Source organism: Pseudomonas sp. JQ170C (assembly GCF_035581345.1).
In the GTDB taxonomy this organism is placed as follows: domain Bacteria; phylum Pseudomonadota; class Gammaproteobacteria; order Pseudomonadales; family Pseudomonadaceae; genus Aquipseudomonas.
The window spans coordinates 271,436-290,423 of record NZ_CP141608.1 but is presented as its reverse complement, the minus strand read 5'-3'; the positions used below and the strand labels follow the sequence as shown (position 1 = coordinate 290,423).

Annotated in this window: 23 protein-coding genes; 13 read left to right on the top strand and 10 right to left on the bottom strand. The window is 62.5% G+C overall.

The features are described 5' to 3' along the window. The first annotated feature begins 12 nt into the window (after positions 1–12). Both argS and U9R80_RS01280 read left to right on the top strand, forming a co-directional pair. Positions 13–1,749, top strand: a complete 1,737-nt coding sequence (gene argS / locus U9R80_RS01285) for an arginine--tRNA ligase (protein ID WP_301838533.1) — start codon at positions 13–15, stop codon at positions 1,747–1,749. Position 1,750: 1 nt separating this feature from the next. After that, complete coding sequence (locus U9R80_RS01280; protein WP_028943919.1) at positions 1,751–2,440, top strand: SPOR domain-containing protein; 690 nt, start codon at positions 1,751–1,753, stop codon at positions 2,438–2,440. Positions 2,441–2,483: 43 nt separating this feature from the next. Here the strand turns inward: U9R80_RS01280 and U9R80_RS01275 are convergent, their stop codons facing one another. Then, on the bottom strand, positions 2,484–2,903 hold the full coding sequence (locus tag U9R80_RS01275) for a TM2 domain-containing protein (RefSeq protein ID WP_301838535.1): 420 nt from the start codon (positions 2,901–2,903) through the stop codon (positions 2,484–2,486). A gap of 246 nt (positions 2,904–3,149) precedes the next feature. Between U9R80_RS01275 and U9R80_RS01270 the strand changes: the two genes are divergently transcribed. After that, a complete protein-coding gene (locus U9R80_RS01270; protein WP_301838536.1) occupies positions 3,150–3,773 on the top strand; it encodes a C40 family peptidase in 624 nt (207 codons plus the stop codon). Here the strand turns inward: U9R80_RS01270 and U9R80_RS01265 are convergent. Then, positions 3,770–4,798, bottom strand: a complete 1,029-nt coding sequence (locus tag U9R80_RS01265; protein ID WP_301838538.1) for a type IV pilus twitching motility protein PilT — start codon at positions 4,796–4,798, stop codon at positions 3,770–3,772. The two genes, U9R80_RS01270 and U9R80_RS01265, sit on opposite strands and share 4 nt — an antisense overlap. Positions 4,799–4,864: 66 nt before the next feature. Here U9R80_RS01265 and U9R80_RS01260 point away from each other — a divergent pair, with 66 nt between their 5' ends. The 9 genes from U9R80_RS01260 (at position 4,865) to U9R80_RS01220 (ending at position 11,502) form a co-directional block, all read left to right on the top strand. Then, the gene (locus U9R80_RS01260; protein WP_301838539.1) at positions 4,865–5,551 is read left to right on the top strand and encodes a YggS family pyridoxal phosphate-dependent enzyme; all 687 of its coding nucleotides are present in this window, start codon (positions 4,865–4,867) and stop codon (positions 5,549–5,551) included. Positions 5,552–5,589: 38 nt separating this feature from the next. Further along, a complete protein-coding gene (proC, locus tag U9R80_RS01255; protein ID WP_301838540.1) occupies positions 5,590–6,408 on the top strand; it encodes a pyrroline-5-carboxylate reductase in 819 nt (272 codons plus the stop codon). Between the two features lie 10 nt (positions 6,409–6,418). After that, entirely contained in the window at positions 6,419–7,009 is a 591-nt protein-coding gene (locus U9R80_RS01250; protein ID WP_301838541.1) for a YggT family protein, read from the top strand. A 131-nt stretch (positions 7,010–7,140) separates the two neighbouring features. Further along, positions 7,141–8,280 (top strand): homoserine O-succinyltransferase MetX, encoded by a 1,140-nt coding sequence (metX, locus tag U9R80_RS01245; RefSeq protein ID WP_028943912.1) that lies wholly within the window; start codon positions 7,141–7,143, stop codon positions 8,278–8,280. A 7-nt stretch (positions 8,281–8,287) separates the two neighbouring features. After that, positions 8,288–8,908, top strand: a complete 621-nt coding sequence (metW, locus tag U9R80_RS01240) for a methionine biosynthesis protein MetW (RefSeq protein ID WP_028943911.1) — start codon at positions 8,288–8,290, stop codon at positions 8,906–8,908. Between the two features lie 22 nt (positions 8,909–8,930). Beyond that, complete coding sequence (locus U9R80_RS01235; RefSeq protein ID WP_301838544.1) at positions 8,931–9,365, top strand: DUF4426 domain-containing protein; 435 nt, start codon at positions 8,931–8,933, stop codon at positions 9,363–9,365. Next, complete coding sequence (gene rdgB / locus U9R80_RS01230; RefSeq protein ID WP_301838546.1) at positions 9,362–9,958, top strand: RdgB/HAM1 family non-canonical purine NTP pyrophosphatase; 597 nt, start codon at positions 9,362–9,364, stop codon at positions 9,956–9,958. Before U9R80_RS01235 ends, rdgB begins: the two co-directional genes overlap by 4 nt. Continuing rightward, complete coding sequence (gene hemW / locus U9R80_RS01225; RefSeq protein WP_301838547.1) at positions 9,955–11,169, top strand: radical SAM family heme chaperone HemW; 1,215 nt, start codon at positions 9,955–9,957, stop codon at positions 11,167–11,169. The genes rdgB and hemW overlap by 4 nt, the downstream gene beginning before the upstream one ends. A 9-nt stretch (positions 11,170–11,178) precedes the next feature. Then, positions 11,179–11,502, top strand: a complete 324-nt coding sequence (locus tag U9R80_RS01220; RefSeq protein ID WP_028943907.1) for a DUF3392 domain-containing protein — start codon at positions 11,179–11,181, stop codon at positions 11,500–11,502. Between the two features lie 65 nt (positions 11,503–11,567). On the opposite strand, the gene trmB is transcribed toward U9R80_RS01220, so the two are convergent. The 4 genes from trmB to U9R80_RS01200 all read right to left on the bottom strand — a co-directional run bounded on the left by trmB (position 11,568) and on the right by U9R80_RS01200 (position 13,816). Continuing rightward, on the bottom strand, positions 11,568–12,290 hold the full coding sequence (gene trmB / locus U9R80_RS01215; RefSeq protein WP_301838548.1) for a tRNA (guanosine(46)-N7)-methyltransferase TrmB: 723 nt from the start codon (positions 12,288–12,290) through the stop codon (positions 11,568–11,570). 9 nt (positions 12,291–12,299) lie between these two features. After that, positions 12,300–13,094 (bottom strand): thiazole synthase, encoded by a 795-nt coding sequence (locus tag U9R80_RS01210; RefSeq protein WP_038615579.1) that lies wholly within the window; start codon positions 13,092–13,094, stop codon positions 12,300–12,302. 48 nt (positions 13,095–13,142) lie between these two features. Next, positions 13,143–13,343, bottom strand: a complete 201-nt coding sequence (gene thiS, locus U9R80_RS01205) for a sulfur carrier protein ThiS (RefSeq protein WP_301838550.1) — start codon at positions 13,341–13,343, stop codon at positions 13,143–13,145. A 101-nt stretch (positions 13,344–13,444) separates the two neighbouring features. Beyond that, positions 13,445–13,816: a DUF423 domain-containing protein gene (locus tag U9R80_RS01200; protein ID WP_301838552.1), complete on the bottom strand. Its 372-nt coding sequence runs from the start codon at positions 13,814–13,816 to the stop codon at positions 13,445–13,447. 33 nt (positions 13,817–13,849) lie between these two features. Between U9R80_RS01200 and mtgA the strand changes: the two genes are divergently transcribed. Beyond that, positions 13,850–14,608: a monofunctional biosynthetic peptidoglycan transglycosylase gene (gene mtgA / locus U9R80_RS01195; RefSeq protein WP_301838553.1), complete on the top strand. Its 759-nt coding sequence runs from the start codon at positions 13,850–13,852 to the stop codon at positions 14,606–14,608. 63 nt (positions 14,609–14,671) lie between these two features. Here the strand turns inward: mtgA and rpoH are convergent, their stop codons facing one another. From rpoH to ftsY, 4 genes are all read right to left on the bottom strand, one after another. Next, entirely contained in the window at positions 14,672–15,526 is an 855-nt protein-coding gene (gene rpoH / locus U9R80_RS01190; RefSeq protein ID WP_301838554.1) for an RNA polymerase sigma factor RpoH, read from the bottom strand. A 113-nt stretch (positions 15,527–15,639) separates the two neighbouring features. Further along, complete coding sequence (gene ftsX / locus U9R80_RS01185) at positions 15,640–16,668, bottom strand: permease-like cell division protein FtsX (protein WP_301838555.1); 1,029 nt, start codon at positions 16,666–16,668, stop codon at positions 15,640–15,642. After that, positions 16,665–17,336 (bottom strand): cell division ATP-binding protein FtsE, encoded by a 672-nt coding sequence (gene ftsE, locus U9R80_RS01180; RefSeq protein ID WP_075805208.1) that lies wholly within the window; start codon positions 17,334–17,336, stop codon positions 16,665–16,667. The genes ftsX and ftsE overlap by 4 nt, the downstream gene beginning before the upstream one ends. Continuing rightward, entirely contained in the window at positions 17,333–18,955 is a 1,623-nt protein-coding gene (gene ftsY, locus U9R80_RS01175; RefSeq protein WP_301838558.1) for a signal recognition particle-docking protein FtsY, read from the bottom strand. The genes ftsE and ftsY overlap by 4 nt, the downstream gene beginning before the upstream one ends. Positions 18,956–18,988: the final 33 nt, after the last annotated feature.

Here is an 18,988-nt window from a genome sequence, read left to right as displayed (position 1 = left end):
AAAGAGAAGCCCATGAAAGACACCATTCGCCAGCTGATCCAGCAAGCCCTCACCCAACTCGTCACCGACGGTGTGCTGCCTGAAGGGCTGACGCCGGCGATCCAGGTAGAAAACGCCCGGGACAAGACCCACGGCGATTTCGCCAGCAACATCGCGATGATGCTGGCCAAGCCTGCAGGCATGAAACCTCGTGACCTGGCCGAGAAAATCATCAACGCCCTGCCTGCCGACCCGCAGGTCAGCAAGGTCGAGATCGCCGGCCCAGGCTTCTTGAACTTCTTCCAGAACACCCAGGCCCTGGCTGCCCGCCTCGACGCCGCCCTGGCCGATGCCAAGCTGGGCGTGCAAAAGGCCGGCCCGCAGCAGAAGGTTGTAGTCGACCTCTCGGCGCCCAACCTTGCCAAAGAGATGCACGTCGGCCACCTGCGCTCGACCATCATCGGTGATGCCGTCTCGCGCGTACTGGAGTTTCTCGGCGACACCGTGATTCGCCAGAACCACGTTGGCGACTGGGGTACCCAGTTCGGCATGCTGATGGCCTACCTTCAGGAAAACCCGATCACCAGCGACGAGCTGTCGGACCTGGAGAACTTCTACCGTGCCGCGAAGAAGCGCTTCGACGAGTCCGAAGAATTCGCCGACCGTGCCCGCGGCCTGGTGGTCAAGCTGCAGGCCGGCGACGAGGAATGCCTGAAGCTGTGGACCCGCTTCAAGGACATCTCCCTGTCCCACTGCCAGAAGACCTACGAGCTGCTCAACGTCAAGCTGACCATGGCCGACGTCATGGGCGAGAGCGCCTATAACGACGACCTGGCCAACGTGGTCGCCGACCTCAAGGCCAAAGGCATGCTGGTCGAAAGCAAGGGCGCCCAGTGCGTGTTCCTCGACGACTTCAAGACCGCCGAGGGTGAACCTCTGCCTGTGATCGTGCAGAAGGCCGACGGCGGCTACCTGTACGCCACCACTGACCTTGCCGCCGTGCGCTACCGCAGCAACGTGCTCAAGGCTGACCGCGCCCTGTATTTCGTCGACCAGCGTCAGGCCCTGCACTTCAACCAGGTGTTTGAAGTAGCTCGCCTGGCAGGCTTCGTCGGCCACCCGATGCAAATGGAGCACATGGGCTTCGGCACCATGAACGGCGCCGATGGCCGCCCGTTCAAGACCCGTGACGGTGGCACCGTCAAGCTGATCGACCTGCTCACCGAAGCCAAGGAGCGTGCCTACGCCCTGGTCAAGGAGAAGAACCCCGAGCTTGCCGAAGACGAACTGCGCGCCATCGGCGAAGTGGTCGGCATCGGCGCGGTCAAGTACGCCGACCTGTCCAAGCACCGCACCAGCGACTACAGCTTTAACTTCGAGCTGATGCTCAACTTTGAAGGCAACACCGCACCGTACCTGCTGTATGCCTACACCCGGGTTGCCGGCGTGTTCCGCAAGCTGGGCAAAAGCTTCGATGAAGTCGACGGCCAGATCATTCTGCAAGCGGCGCAAGAGCAGGACCTGGCCGCACGCCTGGCCCAGTTCGGCGAGATCCTGAACAACGTCGCCGAAAAAGGCACCCCGCACGTACTGTGCGCCTACCTCTACGACGTGGCCGGCCTGTTCTCCAGCTTCTACGAGAACTGCCCGATCCTGGCCGCCGACACCCCGGAGCAAATGCAGAGCCGCCTGCGCCTGGCTGCCCTGACCGGTCGCACCCTCAAGCAAGGTCTGGAACTGCTCGGCCTGGAAACCCTGGAGCGTATGTAAGTTGGCTGCCAAGAAAAAACCCGCACCCAAGCGCGGCGCCAGTCGCTACCAGCCACCTGCCAAGCAACCGATCCCGGGTTGGCTGTGGCTGGCGATTGGCCTGAGCGTCGGCGCCTTCGTGGTTTTCCTGATGAAGCTTGAGCCTGGCAACGAAGAGGTCAAGCGCACCAAGCCCGAGCAGCACAAGGCCGAAAAGGTCGCTGAAGCCAACAAGACCGCGCCAAGCCCGCAACAGCCGGTCAAGCCCAAGTACGACTTCTATACCTTGCTGCCCGAGTCTGAAGTGATCGTGCCGCCTGAAGCCGTACCGGAGAAAACCCCGCCGGTGCCGGCGCAGCCTCCGGTCACCCCGGCCGAGGCCGCGAAGATCGACACCGCCCGTGCCCAGGCGGCGCTGATGGGGCAGACGCCACCCCCAGCGCCACCGGTCATCAAGCCTGCGGCAACCACCCAGTTCTTCCTGCAGGCAGGTTCGTTCCGCAAGCAGGCCGATGCCGACAAGGTGCGCGCGCAGATCATTCTGCTCGGGCAGGCGGTGAAGGTGGAGTCCGGTACCGTGAAGGATGAAACCTGGTACCGCGTACTGGTCGGCCCGTTCAGCAACCGTGAACAGTTGACCGTCGCCCAGAAGCAACTGGCCGGCAGCGGCTTCAGCAACTTGCTGTTGCAGCAGCGCCAGACCCGCCAGTAAAACTGCCTGCGGCCTTGTCGACATCGACAAGGCCGCAGTTCTTTCAACGCCGCTGTGCGTTGGCCAACGACACCTGGGTGTTCAGCGTCCAGAAGTCGTACAAGACCCCCACCAGAAACAACCCACCCGTGAACAGGTAGAGGATCCCGGTGATCCATTTGCCCTGGTACATGCGGTGCACGCCAAACACGCCCAGGAAAGTCAGCAGGATCCACGACAGGCTGTAGTCCAGCGGGCCAGCGTGAAAGCGCAGATCGGCCTCGCGATCCATGGCCGGGATCAGGAACAGGTCGATCAGCCAGCCGATGCCCAGCAGGCCCAGGGTGAAGAACCAGATCGTACCGGTGACCGGCTTGCCGTAATAAAAGCGGTGAGCGCCGGTAAAGCCCAAAATCCACAGCAGATAGCCAATCACTTTGCTGTGAGTGTCATGCAGCTGTCCGTCCTGTTGATAACTGTTCATTCATAGCCTCTGAGGGTTATCGGAAAATTTTCTAAGAAAAAATGTGACTTTATTGTGGCGAGCCGACGTGTGGCATTTGGCCCGCTTGCCGCGCGCAAAGGCTTGCCCCGCCTGGGCTGCGCCGCTTGATAGCGTTTTTTTGCTGCAATGTGGCCGGTTTTCAAGGCCGTTGCAATCGACCAACGGATCAAAAATTGATCAAAAAGCTGTTATAAAGTTGCGCGCTAACCAACAAGAGCCCTGCCTATGCGTCCTCTTTTCAAGACATGGCTGACCCTTTGCCTATTATTGCCACTGGCCGCCCACGCCACCAACCGTGAGCAACGTTTACCCAACGGCTTTTCCGGGTACACCACAAATTCATCGGCTGTGCGTTCCACCAAGAACGTCACCCCCAAAGTCCAGAACCGCACTCGCGCAAGCAAGCCAAGCCTGCCGGTGGCGTCGATGTCGCCCCAGCAGAGCAGCGATGTGCTCAGCCGCGCCGTCAATGTACTGGGCACCCCATACCGCTGGGGTGGCAGCAGCCCAAGCAAGGGCTTCGACTGCAGCGGCCTGGTCAAGTACGCCTTCCATGAAGTTGAAGAAGTCGACTTGCCCCGCACCTCCAATGCCATGGCCCAGGGCCACGGCATTAAAGTCGATCGCGACGACCTCAAGCCTGGCGACCTGATCTTCTTCAACATCAAGAGCCGTCGGGTGAATCACGTTGCCATTTACCTGGGTAACGATCGCTTCATCCATGCACCTCGCACGGGCAAGCGGGTCAGCATCGACACCTTGAGCAAGCCCTACTGGCGCAGCCGCTACGTGGTGGCCAAGCGCGTCCTGCCAAAGAGCCAGCAATTGGCCCTGGCCTCCAACCACTAAAGGTTGCCATGCGCCCGTTCCCGGGCGCTGTCCGGGCTGATCAGCCCACGCTGGAGCAGCCCCTGCAGGCAACTGTCCAGGGTCTGCATACCCAGTGCTCCCCCCGTTTGAATCGTCGAATACAACTGCGCCACCTTGCCCTCGCGCACCAGGTTGCGCACCGCCGGCGTGGCCAGCAGCACCTCATGGGCCGCCACCCGCCCGCCCCCCACCCGCTCCACCAACACCTGTGACACCACCGCCTGCAGCGCTTCGGCCAGCATGGCGCGGACCAGTTGCTTTTCTTCGGCGGCGAACACGTCCACCAGACGGTCGATGGTCTTTGCAGCCGAGCCGGTGTGAACCGTCGCCAGTACCAAGTGCCCGGTCTCGGCGGCCGTCAGGGCCAGGCGGATGGTTTGTGGGTCGCGCAGTTCGCCCAGCATGATGACATCCGGGTCCTGACGCAGAGCGGCGCGCAAGGCCTGGGCGAATCCATGACTGTGCCGGCCGACCTCACGCTGGCTGATCAGGCTGCGTTGCGGGCTGTGGATAAATTCGATGGGATCTTCGAGAGTCAGGATGTGCAGCGCTCGCTCGCGGTTCAGGTGATCGATCAAGGCCGCCAGGGTCGTGGACTTGCCCGACCCCGTGGGCCCGGTGACCAGCACCAGTCCAGACGACAACTCTGCAATCTGGCGAAACACATCCCCGAGGCCCAAGTCGGCCAAGCTGCTCACCTTGCTCGCCACCACTCGAAGGACCGCACCCGGGCCTTGCAACTGATTGAACGCATTGACTCGAAAACGTCCAAGTCCCGGCACCGCGACTGCAAAGTCGATATCCAGTTGGGCTTCAAAATCCTGTTTCTGCGATTCGGACATCAATTGCCCAAGCAACGCCTGCAGCTGTTCAGCACTGAGCACCGGCAGGTACAGGCGGCGGATTCGTCCATCCAGGCGGATCGCTGGCACCTCCGCTGCGGCCAGGTGCAGGTCCGAGGCGCCGGCCTTCATGGCCAGGCCCAGCAGTTCAGTCACATCCATGAGACTCCCCAAAGGCTGCCAAGCAGGTAGAATGCCGCAGACCCAAAGAGCCGCTGGCATCGATCAATGTCCACCATAGCAGACAACCTTTCCACGCTTGCCGCACGCATCCGTGCCGCCGCCCAGGCCGCCGGGCGCGAGCCTTCCGACATCCGCCTGCTGGCAGTGAGCAAGACCAAACCCGCCGCCGCCGTGCGTGAGGCCTATGCTGCCGGGGTGCGTGACGTGGGTGAAAACTACCTGCAGGAAGCCTTGAACAAACAGGGCGAATTGACCGACCTGCCCTTGACCTGGCACTTCATCGGCCCCATTCAGTCGAACAAGACGCGTGCAATCGCCGAGCATTTTGACTGGGTACATTCCGTGGACCGCCTGAAAATCGCCCAACGCCTGTCCGAGCAACGCCCCGATGGCCTGGCACCGCTGAACATCTGCCTGCAGGTGAATGTCAGTGGCGAAGCCAGCAAATCCGGCTGCACCCCGGACGAACTCCCGGCCCTGGCCCGCGCCATCGTTGCGCTGCCGCGCCTGCGTTTGCGCGGGTTGATGGCGATTCCCGAGCCCACCGACGATCGCGCCGCACAAGAAGCGGCCTTCGCCCAGGTTCGCCAACTGCAGGCCAGCCTGGACCTGGGGCTGGACACGCTTTCCATGGGCATGAGCCACGACCTGGAAGCGGCCATCGCCCAGGGCGCGACCTGGGTCCGTATCGGCACGGCGCTGTTTGGCGCCCGCGATTACGGCCAGCCCTGACCCATGCCTTTTTCAACCTTTCCCTTCAAGGACCTGACATGAGCAAGACTCGTATTGCCTTTATCGGCGCCGGCAACATGGCCGCCAGCCTGATCGGCGGCCTGCGCGCCCAGGGCCTGGACGCTTCGCAGATTCGCGCCAGCGACCCGGGTGCCGAGCAACGGGCAAAAGTCCATGCCGAGCACGGCATCGAAATGTTCGCCGACAACGCCCAGGCCATCGACGGCGCCGACGTTATCGTCCTGGCAGTCAAGCCACAGGCCATGAAAACCGTGTGCGAGGCCCTCAAGCCCAGCCTCAAGCCTGAGCAACTGGTGGTTTCGATCGCTGCCGGCATTACCTGCGCGAGCATGAACAACTGGCTCGGCGCCCAACCGATCGTGCGCTGCATGCCCAATACCCCGGCCCTGCTGCGCCAGGGTGTCAGCGGCCTGTACGCCACGGCCCAGGTCTCGGCCAGTCAACGCCAGCAAGCCGAACAGCTGCTGTCGGCGGTGGGCATCGCCCTGTGGCTGGACACCGAGCAACAGCTCGACGCCGTCACCGCCGTATCCGGCAGCGGCCCTGCGTACTTCTTCCTGCTGATCGAAGCGATGACCGCCGCCGGCGAAAAACTCGGCCTGTCACGGGAAACTGCCGCCAAGCTGACCCTGCAAACCGCCCTGGGCGCTGCCCATATGGCCGTCAGCAGCGATGTCGACGCCGCCGAACTGCGCCGCCGTGTCACCTCGCCAGCCGGCACCACCGAAGCGGCGATCAAGTCGTTCCAGGCTGATGGATTTGAAGCGCTGGTGGAGAAAGCGCTGAGCGCCGCGGCGCATCGCTCGGCCGAGATGGCCGAACAACTGGGCAACTAAGGAGCCGAACATGATCGGATTGAACACCGCTGCCATCTATATCCTGCAAACCCTGGGCAGCCTCTACCTGCTGATCATCATGCTGCGCTTCATCCTGCAGCTGGTACGCGCCGACTTCTACAACCCGCTCAGCCAATTCGCCGTGCGCGCCACCCAACCCCTGCTCAAGCCCATGCGCCGGATCATCCCGAGCCTGTTCGGCCTGGACATGTCCTCGCTGCTGCTGGCGATCATCGTGCAGATGCTGATCATGGGCCTGACGCTGCTGCTGGCCTACGGCACCACCGGCAACCCGGTGCAGTTGCTGATCTGGTCGATCATCGGCGTGACCGCGCTGTTCCTGAAGATCTTCTTCTTCGCCCTGATCATCAGCGTGATTCTCTCCTGGGTCGCACCGGGCAGCCACAACCCGGGCGCCGAGCTGATCAACCAGATCTGCGATCCGTTCCTGGCACCGTTCCGCCGCTTCCTGCCGAACCTGGGTGGCCTGGACATTTCGCCGATCCTGGCATTCATGGCACTCAAGCTGATCGACATGCTGGTGATCAACAACCTGGCGGCCATGACCGGTATGCCGGAGATGCTGCGCCTGCTGGTTTGATGCTGAATGCTTCGCGGGGCAAGCCCCGCTCCTGCAGGGTTTGTAGGAGCGGACTTGCCCCGCGATGCTTTCCTTGCCGCACTCATCAGTGGTCTTTAGACTTACGCCTCATTTAAGCGTGAGCAGGGTCGATGTCCACTGTCTTTCCCGAAGATTCGGTCGGTCTGGTAACACCGCAACTGGCGCAGTTCAACGAGCCCCTGGCACTGGCCTGCGGCCGCTCGCTGGCATCCTATGAACTGATCTACGAAACCTACGGTACGCTCAACAGCTCGGCCAGCAACGCCGTGCTGATCTGCCATGCGTTGTCCGGTCACCACCATGCGGCGGGCTACCACAGCCCCAACGACCGCAAGCCGGGTTGGTGGGACAGCTGCATCGGCCCAGGCAAGCCGATCGATACCAACCGCTTCTTCGTGGTCAGCCTGAACAACCTTGGCGGCTGCAACGGCAGCACCGGCCCCAGCAGCGTCAACCCGGTCACCGGCAAGCCTTACGGCGCCGACTTCCCGGTGCTGACCGTCGAAGACTGGGTGCACAGCCAGGCCCGCCTGGCCGATCGCCTGGGCATCCAGCAGTGGGCCGCCGTGGTCGGTGGCAGCCTGGGGGGCATGCAGGCACTGCAATGGACCATCACCTACCCGGATCGCGTGCGCCATTGCCTGGACATCGCCTCGGCACCCAAGCTCTCGGCACAGAACATCGCCTTCAACGAGGTGGCCCGCCAGGCCATCCTTACCGACCCTGAGTTTCATGGCGGCTCATTCCAGGACCGCGGCGTGATTCCCAAGCGCGGCCTGATGCTGGCGCGCATGGTCGGGCACATCACCTACCTGTCCGATGACTCCATGGGCGAGAAATTCGGCCGCGAGCTCAAGAGCGACAAGCTCAACTACGACTTCCACAGCGTCGAGTTCCAGGTCGAAAGCTACCTGCGTTACCAGGGCGAGGAGTTCTCCGGACGTTTCGATGCCAACACCTACCTGCTGATGACCAAGGCCCTGGACTACTTCGACCCGGCCGCCGCCCACGGTGGTGACCTGGCCGCGACCCTGGCCAACGTCACGGCGGACTACTGCGTGATGTCGTTCACCACCGACTGGCGCTTTTCGCCGGCACGTTCGCGGGAGATCGTCGATGCCCTGATCGCCGCGCGCAAGAATGTCTGCTACCTGGATATCGACTCGCCCTATGGCCACGATGCCTTCCTGATCCCGACCCCGCGCTACATCACGGGTTTCACGAACTACATGAACCGCATCGTCTGCTGAGGACCCTATGAGAGCCGACCTGGAAATCATCCAAGACTGGATCCCCGCCGGGAGCCGGGTACTCGACCTCGGTTGTGGTACCGGCGAGCTGCTGGCTTCACTGCGCGACAACAAGCAGGTTGCCGGCTACGGCCTGGAGATCGACCCCGACAACATTGCCCAGTGCGTGGCCAAGGGCGTCAACGTGATCGAGCAGGACCTGGACAAGGGCCTGGGCAATTTCGCCAGCAACAGTTTCGACGTGGTGGTCATGACCCAGGCCCTGCAGGCCGTGGAGTACCCTGACCGGATCCTCGACGAAATGCTGCGCGTAGGTCGCCAGTGCATCATCACCTTCCCCAATTTTGGCCACTGGCGGTGCCGCTGGTACCTGGCGACCAAAGGTCGCATGCCGGTTTCCGACTTCATGCCGTATACCTGGTACAACACGCCGAACATCCACTTCTGCACCTTTGAAGACTTTGAGGCGCTGTGCAGCGAGCGTCGCGCCCAGGTACTTGACCGCCTGGCGGTCGACCACTTGCACCGCCACGGGTGGGCGAGCAGGCTATGGCCTAATCTTCTAGGGGAGATCGGCATTTACCGTGTCAGCAGCCCCGGCCTTCTGGAACACAAGGTCGCTGTCTAACCATCAGCTGAGGAGAACGAACATGCGCCGCTTGTTGAGCTTTTTACTGGTTGCCTGCCTGAGCGCATCGGCAGTTGCTGCCGATGCCATCAAGGGTGAACGCAAGGAAGTCTTCGGGGACACGACGGTGCACTACAGCACCTTCATCTCCACCTTCCTGCAACCGGACACCGCCAAGGCCGCCGAACTGATCCGCAGCAAGAACCAGGGCGTGATCAACGTGTCGGTAATCAAGGCCGGCAAGCCCGTGGTTACCCAGGTCAACGGCACCGTCAAGGACCTGACCAGCGCTTCGGTCCCGCTGAAGTTCAAGCAGATCACCGAGCAAGGTGCGATCTACTACATCGCCCAGTACCCTGTTGAACAACAGGAAACCCGTACTTTCACCATTAACGTTGGCATTGATGGCAAGACCGAGACCATCAGCTTCAACCAAGAGCTTTTCCCAGGCGAATGATGACTTTCCAGCAACTCGTATTGGCCAGCCACAACGCTGGCAAACTCAAGGAATTGCAGGCCATGCTCGGTGACACCGTGCAACTGCGCTCCATCGGCGAATTCAGCAGCGTAGAGCCGGACGAGACCGGCCTGTCGTTCGTCGAGAACGCCATCCTCAAGGCGCGCAATGCTGCGCGCATCTCCGGCCTGCCGGCGCTGGCCGACGATTCGGGCCTGGCAGTGGACTTCCTCGGCGGCGCACCGGGTATCTACTCGGCGCGCTACGCCGATGGCCAGGGCGACGCGGCCAACAACGCCAAGCTGCTCGAAGCCCTCAAGGATGTACCCGAGGCCGAGCGCGGCGCCCAGTTCGTCTGCGTCCTGGCCCTGGTGCGCCATGCCGACGACCCGCTGCCGATTCTCTGCGAAGGGCTGTGGCACGGCCGTATCCTGACCCAGGCCAGTGGCGAACACGGCTTCGGCTACGATCCCCTGTTCTGGGTACCGGAGCGCGACTGCTCCAGCGCCGAACTCAGCCCTGCCGACAAGAACCAGATCAGCCACCGTGCCCGTGCCATGAGCCTGCTGCGTCAACGTCTGGGCCTGGCATGACCGATCGTTCGCCGGCACAGCCACTGCATCTGGGCGAGGCTGGCTTTACTTCCCAAACACCACGGGCGGCCTTGCCGCAGCTGCCGCCCCTGGCGCTGTACATCCACATCCCCTGGTGCGTGCGCAAGTGTCCGTATTGCGACTTCAACTCCCACGCCGCAACGCCAGAGTTGCCTGAAGAGGCCTACGTCGATGCGCTGCTGGCCGACCTCGACCAGGAACTGGGCGCGGTGTACGGCCGCCCGATCAGCTCGATCTTCTTCGGTGGCGGCACCCCCAGCCTGTTCAGCGCCCGCGCCCTGGGCCGCTTGCTGGCGGGCGTGGAACAACGCATTCCGTTCGCCAGCGATATCGAAATCACCCTGGAAGCCAACCCCGGGACGTTCGAGCAGGAGAAGTTCAAGGCCTATCGGCAGCTGGGCATCAACAGGCTGTCGATCGGCATCCAGAGCTTCCAGCAGGCCAAGCTCGAAGCGCTTGGGCGCATCCACAATGGTGACGAAGCCATTCGCGCTGCCGACATGGCGCGCAACGCCGGCTTCGACAACTTCAACCTGGACCTGATGCACGGCCTGCCCGACCAATCCCTGGACGACGCCCTGGGCGACCTGCGCCAGGCCATCGCGCTAGCGCCTACGCACCTGTCCTGGTACCAGTTGACCCTGGAACCGAACACTGTGTTCTGGAACCAGCCACCACTGCTCCCTGAAGACGATATCCTCTGGGACATCCAGGAAGCCGGCCAGGCCCTGCTGGCCAGCAACGGCTACAGCCAGTACGAAGTCTCGGCCTACGCCCAGCCCGGCCGGGCGGCCCGGCACAACCTCAACTACTGGAGTTTCGGCGATTTCATCGGCATCGGTGCCGGCGCCCATGGCAAGCTCAGCCATCCGGACGGACGCATCCTGCGCACCTGGAAGACCCGCCTGCCGAAGGACTACCTGAACCCGGCCAAGGCTTTCAAGGCAGGCGAGAAGCTGTTGCCAGTGGACGAACTGCCGTTCGAGTTCCTGATGAACGCCCTGCGCCTGACCCAGGGCGTGGACGTCGAGCTGTTCAGCCAGCGCACAGGACTGGCGCTGGAGCAACTCACTGCCGCACGGCGCGAGGCCGAACAAAAAGGCTTATTGCAGGTCGAAACGACGCGACTGGTCGCCACCCCGCGAGGCCAGTTGTTCCTCAACGACCTGCTGCAGTATTTCTTGACCTAAGGATTGCGAATGGACCTGGTACTCGACCTGCTCTCGACCGTTTCCCGCTGGAGTCGCAGCAACTTGTCGGAGATCTCACTGGCGCTTGTAGGCTGCTTGCTGGTGCTGTTTGGCACCGACATCAAAGGCTGGGTAGAACAGCGCCTGGGCGGCCTGGCAGGCGCCTTGCGTGTGCCGTTCATGGCTGTGCTGGTGATGATCGGCAGTGGCGCCGCGTTGATCTATGCCACGCCCTGGGTGGTGCGCGGTCTGGCGCAGTTCAACAACTATGCGTTGGCGCCGGTATTGCTGATCGTGCTGGTGCTGATTGGCGTTGTAGCTGATCGGCGCTGAAGCTGAAAAGATCGCGGGGCAAGCCCGCTCCAATGGGAGCGGGCTTGCCCCGCGATCAGTTCAACTTACGCCAGCTTCTCGAACTTCAAATCCCACACCCCATGCCCAAGTCGCTCGCCGCGGCGCTCGAACTTGGTGATCGGGCGCTCGGCCGGGCGCTCCACGCACTTGCCGTCGGCTGCCAGGTTGCGATAACCCGGGGCGACATTCATCACCTCCAGCATGTATTCGGCATAGGGCTCCCAGTCGGTGGCCATATGGAACACACCGCCCACCTTCAGCTTGCTGCGCACCAGCTCAGCGAACTCCGGCTGCACGATACGACGCTTGTGGTGACGGCTCTTGTGCCATGGGTCGGGGAAGAACAGCATCAGGCGATCGAGGCTGTTGTCGGCCACGCACTTGTTCAGTACTTCGATGGCATCGCAGTCATACACCCGCAGGTTCTTCAGGCCCTGGGTCAGTACGCCGTTGAGCAGCGCGCCCACACCCGGACGGTGTACTTCGACACCGATGAAGTCTTGATCAGGCGCGGCAGCGGCCATTTCCAGCAGGGAATGGCCCATGCCGAAACCGATCTCCAGGGTGCGCGGCGCCGAACGGCCGAATACCTGGTCGTAGTCCACCGGGCTCTCGGCCAGCGGCAGGATGAACAGCGGCCCACCCTGCTCCAGGCCACGTTGCTGGCCTTCGGTCATGCGCCCGGCGCGCATCACGAAACTCTTGATGCGGCGGTGTTGGCGCTCTTCGCCTTCGGGGGAGATCGGCGTTTCTTGCGATTCAGTCATCAGGGGCTCTTACTTGATCAGACCATCCAGCGGCGACGAGGCGCTGGCATAGAGTTTTTTCGGCATACGCCCGGCGAGGTAGGCCAGACGGCCGGCAACGATGGCGTGTTTCATGGCTTCGGCCATCATGATCGGCTGCTGGGCGTTGGCGATTGCCGAGTTCATCAGCACCGCCTCACAGCCCATTTCCATGGCGATGGTGGCATCGGATGCAGTACCGACACCGGCGTCGACCAGCACAGGCACTTTCGATTCTTCAAGGATGATCTGCAGATTGTACGGGTTGCAGATGCCCAGGCCGGTACCGATCAGGCCTGCCAGCGGCATCACGGCAATGCAACCGGCTTCGGCCAGTTGGCGGGCAATGATCGGGTCGTCGCTGGTATAGACCATCACGTCGAAACCGTCCTTGACCAGCACTTCGGCGGCCTTGAGGGTTTCGATCACGTTGGGGAACAGGGTTTTCTGGTCGGCCAGCACTTCCAGCTTGACCAGGTTGTGGCCGTCGAGCAGCTCACGGGCCAGGCGGCAGGTGCGCACGGCTTCGACCGCGTCGTAGCAACCGGCGGTGTTCGGCAGGATGGTGTAGCGATCCGGCGGCAGCACATCGAGCAGATTCGGCTCGCCCGGGTTCTGGCCGATGTTGGTGCGACGCACGGCCACGGTGACGATCTCGGCACCCGAAGCCTCGATGGCCAGGCGGGTTTCTTCAAGGTCACGGTACTTGCCGGTGCCGACCAGCAGGCGCGACTGGAAGGTACGGCCGGCCAGAGTGAAGGGCTTGTCGCTGCGAAGGTTGCTCATCGGAAATCCTCTGAAAGGTTGAGGGACTTGCAAGGTAATCCTGGGGCCCTAGCCGCCGCCGATGGCATGCACGACTTCGACCTGGTCGCCATCGCACAGTGCCGTGGCGGCGTGCTGGCTACGCGGCACGATATCCAGGTTGAGCTCTACTGCGACGCGGCGCCCGACAAGGTCCAGCCGGGTCAGCAGGGCCTCGACGCTTTCGCCGTCGGGCAACTCGAAGGGTTCACCGTTCAATTGAATGCGCATGCGCACGGCCACCATTATTTTTAGGGGCCCGCATTCTAGCCCCGATCAGGTGCTGCGACCAAGGCCAAGCATCGCCATTCGTCTCGATTTGGACCGCTGGGTCAACCTAGGCGCCAGGCAGCAAGGCCCAGGCACAGCCAGCCACCGAGGAATGCCAGGCCACCGATGGGCGTGATGATGCCCAACTTGCCGATGCCGCTGAGGGTCAGCAGGTACAGGCTACCGGAGAACAGCACGATCCCCAGGGCGAACAGACCACCGGCCCAACCCACCAGGCGGCCCGGCAACTGGGTCGCCAGCACGGCAACGCCGAGCAGGGCCAGGGCATGGACCAGCTGATAGGTCACGCCGGTGTGAAAAATGGCCAGGTATTCGCTGCTCAGGCGCCCCTTGAGGCCATGGGCAGCAAAGGCACCCAGGGCCACGCCGGTGAATCCGAAAAACGCCGCAAGCAGCAGGAAGCTACGAAGCATGGGATGACTCCTAGTCAGCACAGGGTCTGTATAATGGCCCGCTCCATCGGTTCGGCCAAGCCATCACCTATGTTGTCTTCCATTTTCCGTCGCCTCACCCGCGCCCTGCTCTGGTTTGCCGCTGGCAGCGTACTGCTGGTACTGGTGTTTCGCTGGGTGCCGCCGCCGGGCACGGCGCTGATGGTCGAACGCAAGGTCGAGTCCTGGTTCAACGGCCAGCCCATTGACCTGCAACGCGACTGGGAGCCCTGGGAGAACATTTCCGATGAACTCAAGGTGGCGGTGATTGCCGGGGAAGACCAGAAGTTCGCCAACCACTGGGGCTTTGATTTCAACGCCATTCAGGCCGCACTGGCCCACAACGAGCGTGGCGGTACGTTGCGGGGTGCCAGCACCTTGAGCCAGCAAGTGGCCAAGAACCAGTTTCTCTGGTCAGGTCGCAGCTGGTTGCGCAAGGGGCTGGAGGCCTGGTTCACCGCCTTGATCGAGCTGCTGTGGTCCAAGGAGCGGATTCTTGAGGTCTACCTCAACAGTGCCGAATGGGGCGAAGGGGTATTTGGTGCCCAGGCGGCGGCGCAGCATCATTTTGGTGTCGATGCCCGCCGCCTGAGCCGCCAGCAGGCCAGCCTGCTGGCGGCCGTGCTGCCCAGCCCGCTGAACTGGAGCGCCAGCCGTCCCAGCAGCTATGTAGCTCGGCGCGCCGGCTGGATTCGCCAGCAAATGCGCCAGCTGGGTGGCAGCGACTACCTGGCCCAGCTCGAAAGCCCGCGCAAGGCACCCTGGACGCAATAAAAAAGCCCCGACAAGTCGGGGCTTCTTCATATAGGAGCGGGCTTGACCCGCGATCCTCTGCACTCAAACCGCGATCAACGCTTTCACCTTGTTCATCGCGTTCTTCTCCAGCTGACGAATCCGCTCAGCCGAAACACTGTATTTCTCAGCCAGGTCATGCAGGGTGGCTTTCTCCTCGGCCAGCCAGCGCTGGTAGAGGATGTCACGGCTGCGGTCGTCCAGGCCTTGCAGGGCGTCATGCAGGTTGCTGGTGGAGTTGTCGCTCCAGTCGGCATCCTCAAGCTGACGCGCCGGGTCGTAGCGGTGGTCTTCCAGGTAGTTGGCCGGTGACTGGAAGGCGCTGTCGTCGTCGGCTTCGGACGCCGGGTCGAAGGCCATGTCCTGACCGGTCAGGCGACTTTCCATCTCGCGTACTTCACGCGGCTCCACACCCAGGCTTTCGGCAACACGATGAACTTCATCGTTGTTCAGCCAGGCCAGGCGTTTTTTCTGGCTGCGCAGGTTGAAGAACAGTTTGCGCTGGGCCTTGGTGGTGGCCACTTTGACAATGCGCCAGTTACGCAGGATGAACTCGTGAATTTCGGCCTTGATCCAGTGCACCGCAAAGGACACCAGGCGTACACCCATTTCCGGGTTGAAACGCTTGACCGCTTTCATCAGGCCAACGTTGCCTTCCTGGATCAGGTCAGCCTGGGCCAGCCCGTAACCGGAATAGCTACGCGCGATATGTACGACAAACCGCAGGTGGGCGAGCACCATTTGCCGAGCCGCCTCAAGATTCTGCTCATAGTAGAGACTCTCGGCCAGTTCACGCTCCTGCTCCGGCGTCAGCAATGGAATGCTGTTGACCGTGTGCACGTAGGCTTCCAGGTTTGCGCCGGGAACCAGGGCATAGGCAGGTTGCAACGAAGTGGTCATACGAAAAAACCTCCGACTCACTAAACTCGTGCCCTCAGGCACTGCCAACATTGACCGGGAACCACGAAACAAGTTCCCTAAAAATGAAAAGAGTCAATACCAGCAAAAAGACACTATCGCGGTGCAAGCTCGCTCAAATGGCGGGCGACCGCAATCCAAGCACCGATATACCCTAACAGTACCGCACCAAGCAAGAGCGACAGACCATCGGCTGATGGCACGCCGGCCAGGGAAAAATCGCTGCCATACAAGCCGGAAAGCCCGATAACCGCGTCGTTGAGCCAGTTAAGACCAAACGCCAGCACTCCCCAGGCCAATACCCCTGCACCCAGGCCATACAAGGCGCCCATATACAGGAAAGGTCGGCGAACATAGCTGTCTGTGCCGCCTACAAGCTTGATCACCTCGATCTCAGTACGACGGTTTTCGATATGCAGGCGAATTGTGTTACCAATTACCAAAAGCAGCGCAGAAACCAGCAATACCGTCAGACCAAAGACAAAGCGGTCACCCAGCTTGAGGATCGCTGCCAGGCGTTCGACCCACAGCAGGTCCAATTGCGCCACATCGACCTTGGGCAGTTCCGCAAGGCGCTGGCGCAAGGCTTCAAGGGCGGGCTTGTCGACTTCTGCCGGGGTCACCACCACCACGCCGGGCAGCGGGTTTTCCGGCAGCTCACGCAACGCATCGCCCAGGCCGGACTGCTGCTGGAACTCTTCCAGCGCCTTTTCGCGACTCACGTATTCGGCCTCGGCGACACCGGGCAGGGCCTTGATCTGCTCACGCAGGGCCTCGCCGTCAGCGGTGCTGGCGTCAAGCTTGAGATACAGGGAAATCTGCGCAGCGCGCTGCCAGGAGCCGCCCAGGCGTTCGACGTTGCTCAGCAACAGCGACAACCCCATCGGCAGGCTCAAGGCCACGGCCATCACCAGGCAGGTAAAGAAACTGCCGATGGGCTGCTTGCCCAGGCGGCGCAGGCTGTCCATCAGGCTTGAGCGATGGCTTTCCAGCCAGGCATGCAGCAGGGTGCGGAAGTCAGGGCCATCGTCGTCATGGCTGTCGCGCTTTTTCTTTTCCGGCTGCGGATCAGCGGCCTTGGGCGCTACCCGCTCGGAAACCTTGGGACTACGTGTTGCACTCATTGCCCGGCCTCCCCGTCGCCGATCAAGCGGCCGCGCTGCAGGGTCAGCATGCGATGGCGCATGCGCGCAATCAGCGCCAGGTCGTGACTGGCGATCAGTACGCTGGTGCCCAGGCGGTTGATATCTTCAAATACACCCATGATCTCCGCGGCCAGGCGCGGGTCGAGGTTACCGGTGGGTTCGTCCGCCAGCAGCAAGGCCGGACGGTGAACGATGGCGCGGGCGATACCGACGCGCTGTTGCTGGCCGGTGGACAGGTCGCCCGGGAACAGCTCGGCCTTGTCCGACAGGGCCACGCGCTCCAGCGCGGAATCGACCCGTTTGGCGATTTCGACCTTGGAAAGGCCAAGGATCTGCAGCGGCAGGGCGACGTTATTGAATACGGTACGGTCGAACAACAGCTGGTGGTTCTGGAACACGACGCCGATCTGACGGCGCAGGAAGGGGATCTGCGCATTGCTGATCTGTCCCAGGTCCTGCCCGGCCAGCAGCAGCTTGCCGCTGGTGGGGCGCTCCATTGCCAGCAACAGGCGCAACAAGGTGCTCTTGCCGGCGCCGGAATGACCGGTGACGAACAGGAATTCGCCCCGACGCACCCGAAAACTCAACTCATGCAAGCCTACGTGGCCATTGGGGTAGCGCTTGGCGACCTGCTCGAATCGAATCATGGATGCTCCCGCTCGGCAAACAGTGCTTTCACGAAGGGTTCGGCCTCGAAGGTGCGCAGATCGTCGATACCTTCGCCCACGCCAATATAGCGGATCGGCAAACCGAACTGCTTGGCCAGAGCAAAGATCACCCCGCCCTTGGCGGTGCCGTCGAGCTTGGTCAGGGCCAGGCCTGTAAGTTCGACGCTCTGGTTGAAGTGCTTGGCCTGGTTGATGGCGTTCTGGCCGGTGCCGGCATCCAGCACCAGCAGGACTTCGTGCGGCGCATCGGCGTCGAGCTTGCCGATGACCCGACGAACCTTCTTCAGCTCTTCCATCAGGTTGTCTTTGGTGTGCAGGCGACCGGCGGTATCGGCGATCAGTACATCGATGCCACGGGCCTTGGCCGCCTGGACGGCGTCGAAGATCACCGAAGCAGAGTCGGCGCCCGTGTGCTGGGCGATCACCGGGATCTGGTTGCGCTCACCCCACACCTGCAACTGCTCGACTGCGGCGGCACGGAAGGTATCGCCAGCGGCCAACATAACCTTCTTGCCTTCGAGCTGGAGCTTTTTCGCCAGCTTGCCGATGGTGGTGGTCTTGCCGGCGCCGTTGACGCCGACCACCAGGATCACGAAAGGCTTGGCCTGGGCCTGAATGCGCAAAGGTTGCTCGACCGGCTTGAGCAGGTCGGCCAGTTCACCTTGCAGGGACTTGTACAGGGCATCGCTGTCGGCCAGTTGCTTGCGCGCGACCTTCTGGGTCAGGCTCTGGACGATCACCGAGGTGGCCTCGACGCCAACGTCGGCGGTCAGCAGGCGGGTTTCGATTTCGTCGAGCAAGTCGTCATCAATGGCTTTCTTGCCCAGGAACAGGCTCGCCATGCCCTCGCCGATACTGGCGCTGGTCTTTGTAAGGCCCTGCTTGAGACGGGCAAAGAACCCGCCCTTCTCTTCGCTGCGTGCCGGGGCAGGTGCCTCGACAGGCTCGGGCGCGACCACTGGCGCGACGGCAGCTACAGGCGCTACAGGCGCTACAGGCGCTACAGGCGCAGGCTCGGGGGTAGCGACCGGGGCCGCAACGGGCACAGACTCGGAGATAACGACCGGAGCTGCAACGGGCGCGGGCTCGGAGATAACGACCGGAGACGCAACAGGCTCAGGCTGGGCGACCACTACCGGCGCCGGCGCTACCACGGGCGGCGCGACAGGGGCCGGGCGCTCGGGAATTGGCGGCGGAGTATGCGGCTCAAGGTCGGTCACCAGGGCGACCGGCTCTTCAGGCACAGGCAGGACCAGACCAGCGGACGGCGCGGGCTCGACTGCAACCACCGGTGGCACGACATGAACAGGCTCCGGCGCCGTTACAGGTGCAGGTACCGGCTCCGGTGCGGAAACAGGCGCAGGTGCCAGTACCGGCTCCGGTGCAGATACAGGCGCAGGTGCAGGTGCGACCTCGACCGGGGCAACGGCAGCCGGCGCCTCGGTGATCAGCGCTGCAGGCTGCTCCGCTTCAGTCGGCTCAGGAATTTGTGGCTGCTCGGGAACGGGTTGCTGCGGCTTTCTGCGCAGCCAGCCGAACAGGCCTTTCTTTTCACCAGCCGCGGCCGGCGTCTTTTTGTCGTCGTTGGAACCAAACATGGAAGACGGCTATCTCAGGGTAGCGATGCGCCA

Bases quoted from the DNA above. Each gene is read 5' to 3' on its own strand.
- argS (WP_301838533.1), top strand. From the start codon at position 13: ATGAAAGACACCATTCGCCAGCTGATCCAGCAAGCCCTCACCCAACTC.
- U9R80_RS01275 (WP_301838535.1), bottom strand. From the start codon at position 2,903: ATGAACAGTTATCAACAGGACGGACAGCTGCATGACACTCACAGCAAA.
- U9R80_RS01270 (WP_301838536.1), top strand. From the start codon at position 3,150: ATGCGTCCTCTTTTCAAGACATGGCTGACCCTTTGCCTATTATTGCCA.
- U9R80_RS01265 (WP_301838538.1), bottom strand. From the start codon at position 4,798: ATGGATGTGACTGAACTGCTGGGCCTGGCCATGAAGGCCGGCGCCTCG.
- U9R80_RS01260 (WP_301838539.1), top strand. From the start codon at position 4,865: ATGTCCACCATAGCAGACAACCTTTCCACGCTTGCCGCACGCATCCGT.
- proC (WP_301838540.1), top strand. From the start codon at position 5,590: ATGAGCAAGACTCGTATTGCCTTTATCGGCGCCGGCAACATGGCCGCC.
- U9R80_RS01250 (WP_301838541.1), top strand. From the start codon at position 6,419: ATGATCGGATTGAACACCGCTGCCATCTATATCCTGCAAACCCTGGGC.
- metX (WP_028943912.1), top strand. From the start codon at position 7,141: ATGTCCACTGTCTTTCCCGAAGATTCGGTCGGTCTGGTAACACCGCAA.
- metW (WP_028943911.1), top strand. From the start codon at position 8,288: ATGAGAGCCGACCTGGAAATCATCCAAGACTGGATCCCCGCCGGGAGC.
- U9R80_RS01235 (WP_301838544.1), top strand. From the start codon at position 8,931: ATGCGCCGCTTGTTGAGCTTTTTACTGGTTGCCTGCCTGAGCGCATCG.
- rdgB (WP_301838546.1), top strand. From the start codon at position 9,362: ATGATGACTTTCCAGCAACTCGTATTGGCCAGCCACAACGCTGGCAAA.
- hemW (WP_301838547.1), top strand. From the start codon at position 9,955: ATGACCGATCGTTCGCCGGCACAGCCACTGCATCTGGGCGAGGCTGGC.
- U9R80_RS01220 (WP_028943907.1), top strand. From the start codon at position 11,179: ATGGACCTGGTACTCGACCTGCTCTCGACCGTTTCCCGCTGGAGTCGC.
- trmB (WP_301838548.1), bottom strand. From the start codon at position 12,290: ATGACTGAATCGCAAGAAACGCCGATCTCCCCCGAAGGCGAAGAGCGC.
- U9R80_RS01210 (WP_038615579.1), bottom strand. From the start codon at position 13,094: ATGAGCAACCTTCGCAGCGACAAGCCCTTCACTCTGGCCGGCCGTACC.
- thiS (WP_301838550.1), bottom strand. From the start codon at position 13,343: ATGCGCATTCAATTGAACGGTGAACCCTTCGAGTTGCCCGACGGCGAA.
- U9R80_RS01200 (WP_301838552.1), bottom strand. From the start codon at position 13,816: ATGCTTCGTAGCTTCCTGCTGCTTGCGGCGTTTTTCGGATTCACCGGC.
- mtgA (WP_301838553.1), top strand. From the start codon at position 13,850: ATGGCCCGCTCCATCGGTTCGGCCAAGCCATCACCTATGTTGTCTTCC.
- rpoH (WP_301838554.1), bottom strand. From the start codon at position 15,526: ATGACCACTTCGTTGCAACCTGCCTATGCCCTGGTTCCCGGCGCAAAC.
- ftsX (WP_301838555.1), bottom strand. From the start codon at position 16,668: ATGAGTGCAACACGTAGTCCCAAGGTTTCCGAGCGGGTAGCGCCCAAG.
- ftsE (WP_075805208.1), bottom strand. From the start codon at position 17,336: ATGATTCGATTCGAGCAGGTCGCCAAGCGCTACCCCAATGGCCACGTA.
- ftsY (WP_301838558.1), bottom strand. From the start codon at position 18,955: ATGTTTGGTTCCAACGACGACAAAAAGACGCCGGCCGCGGCTGGTGAA.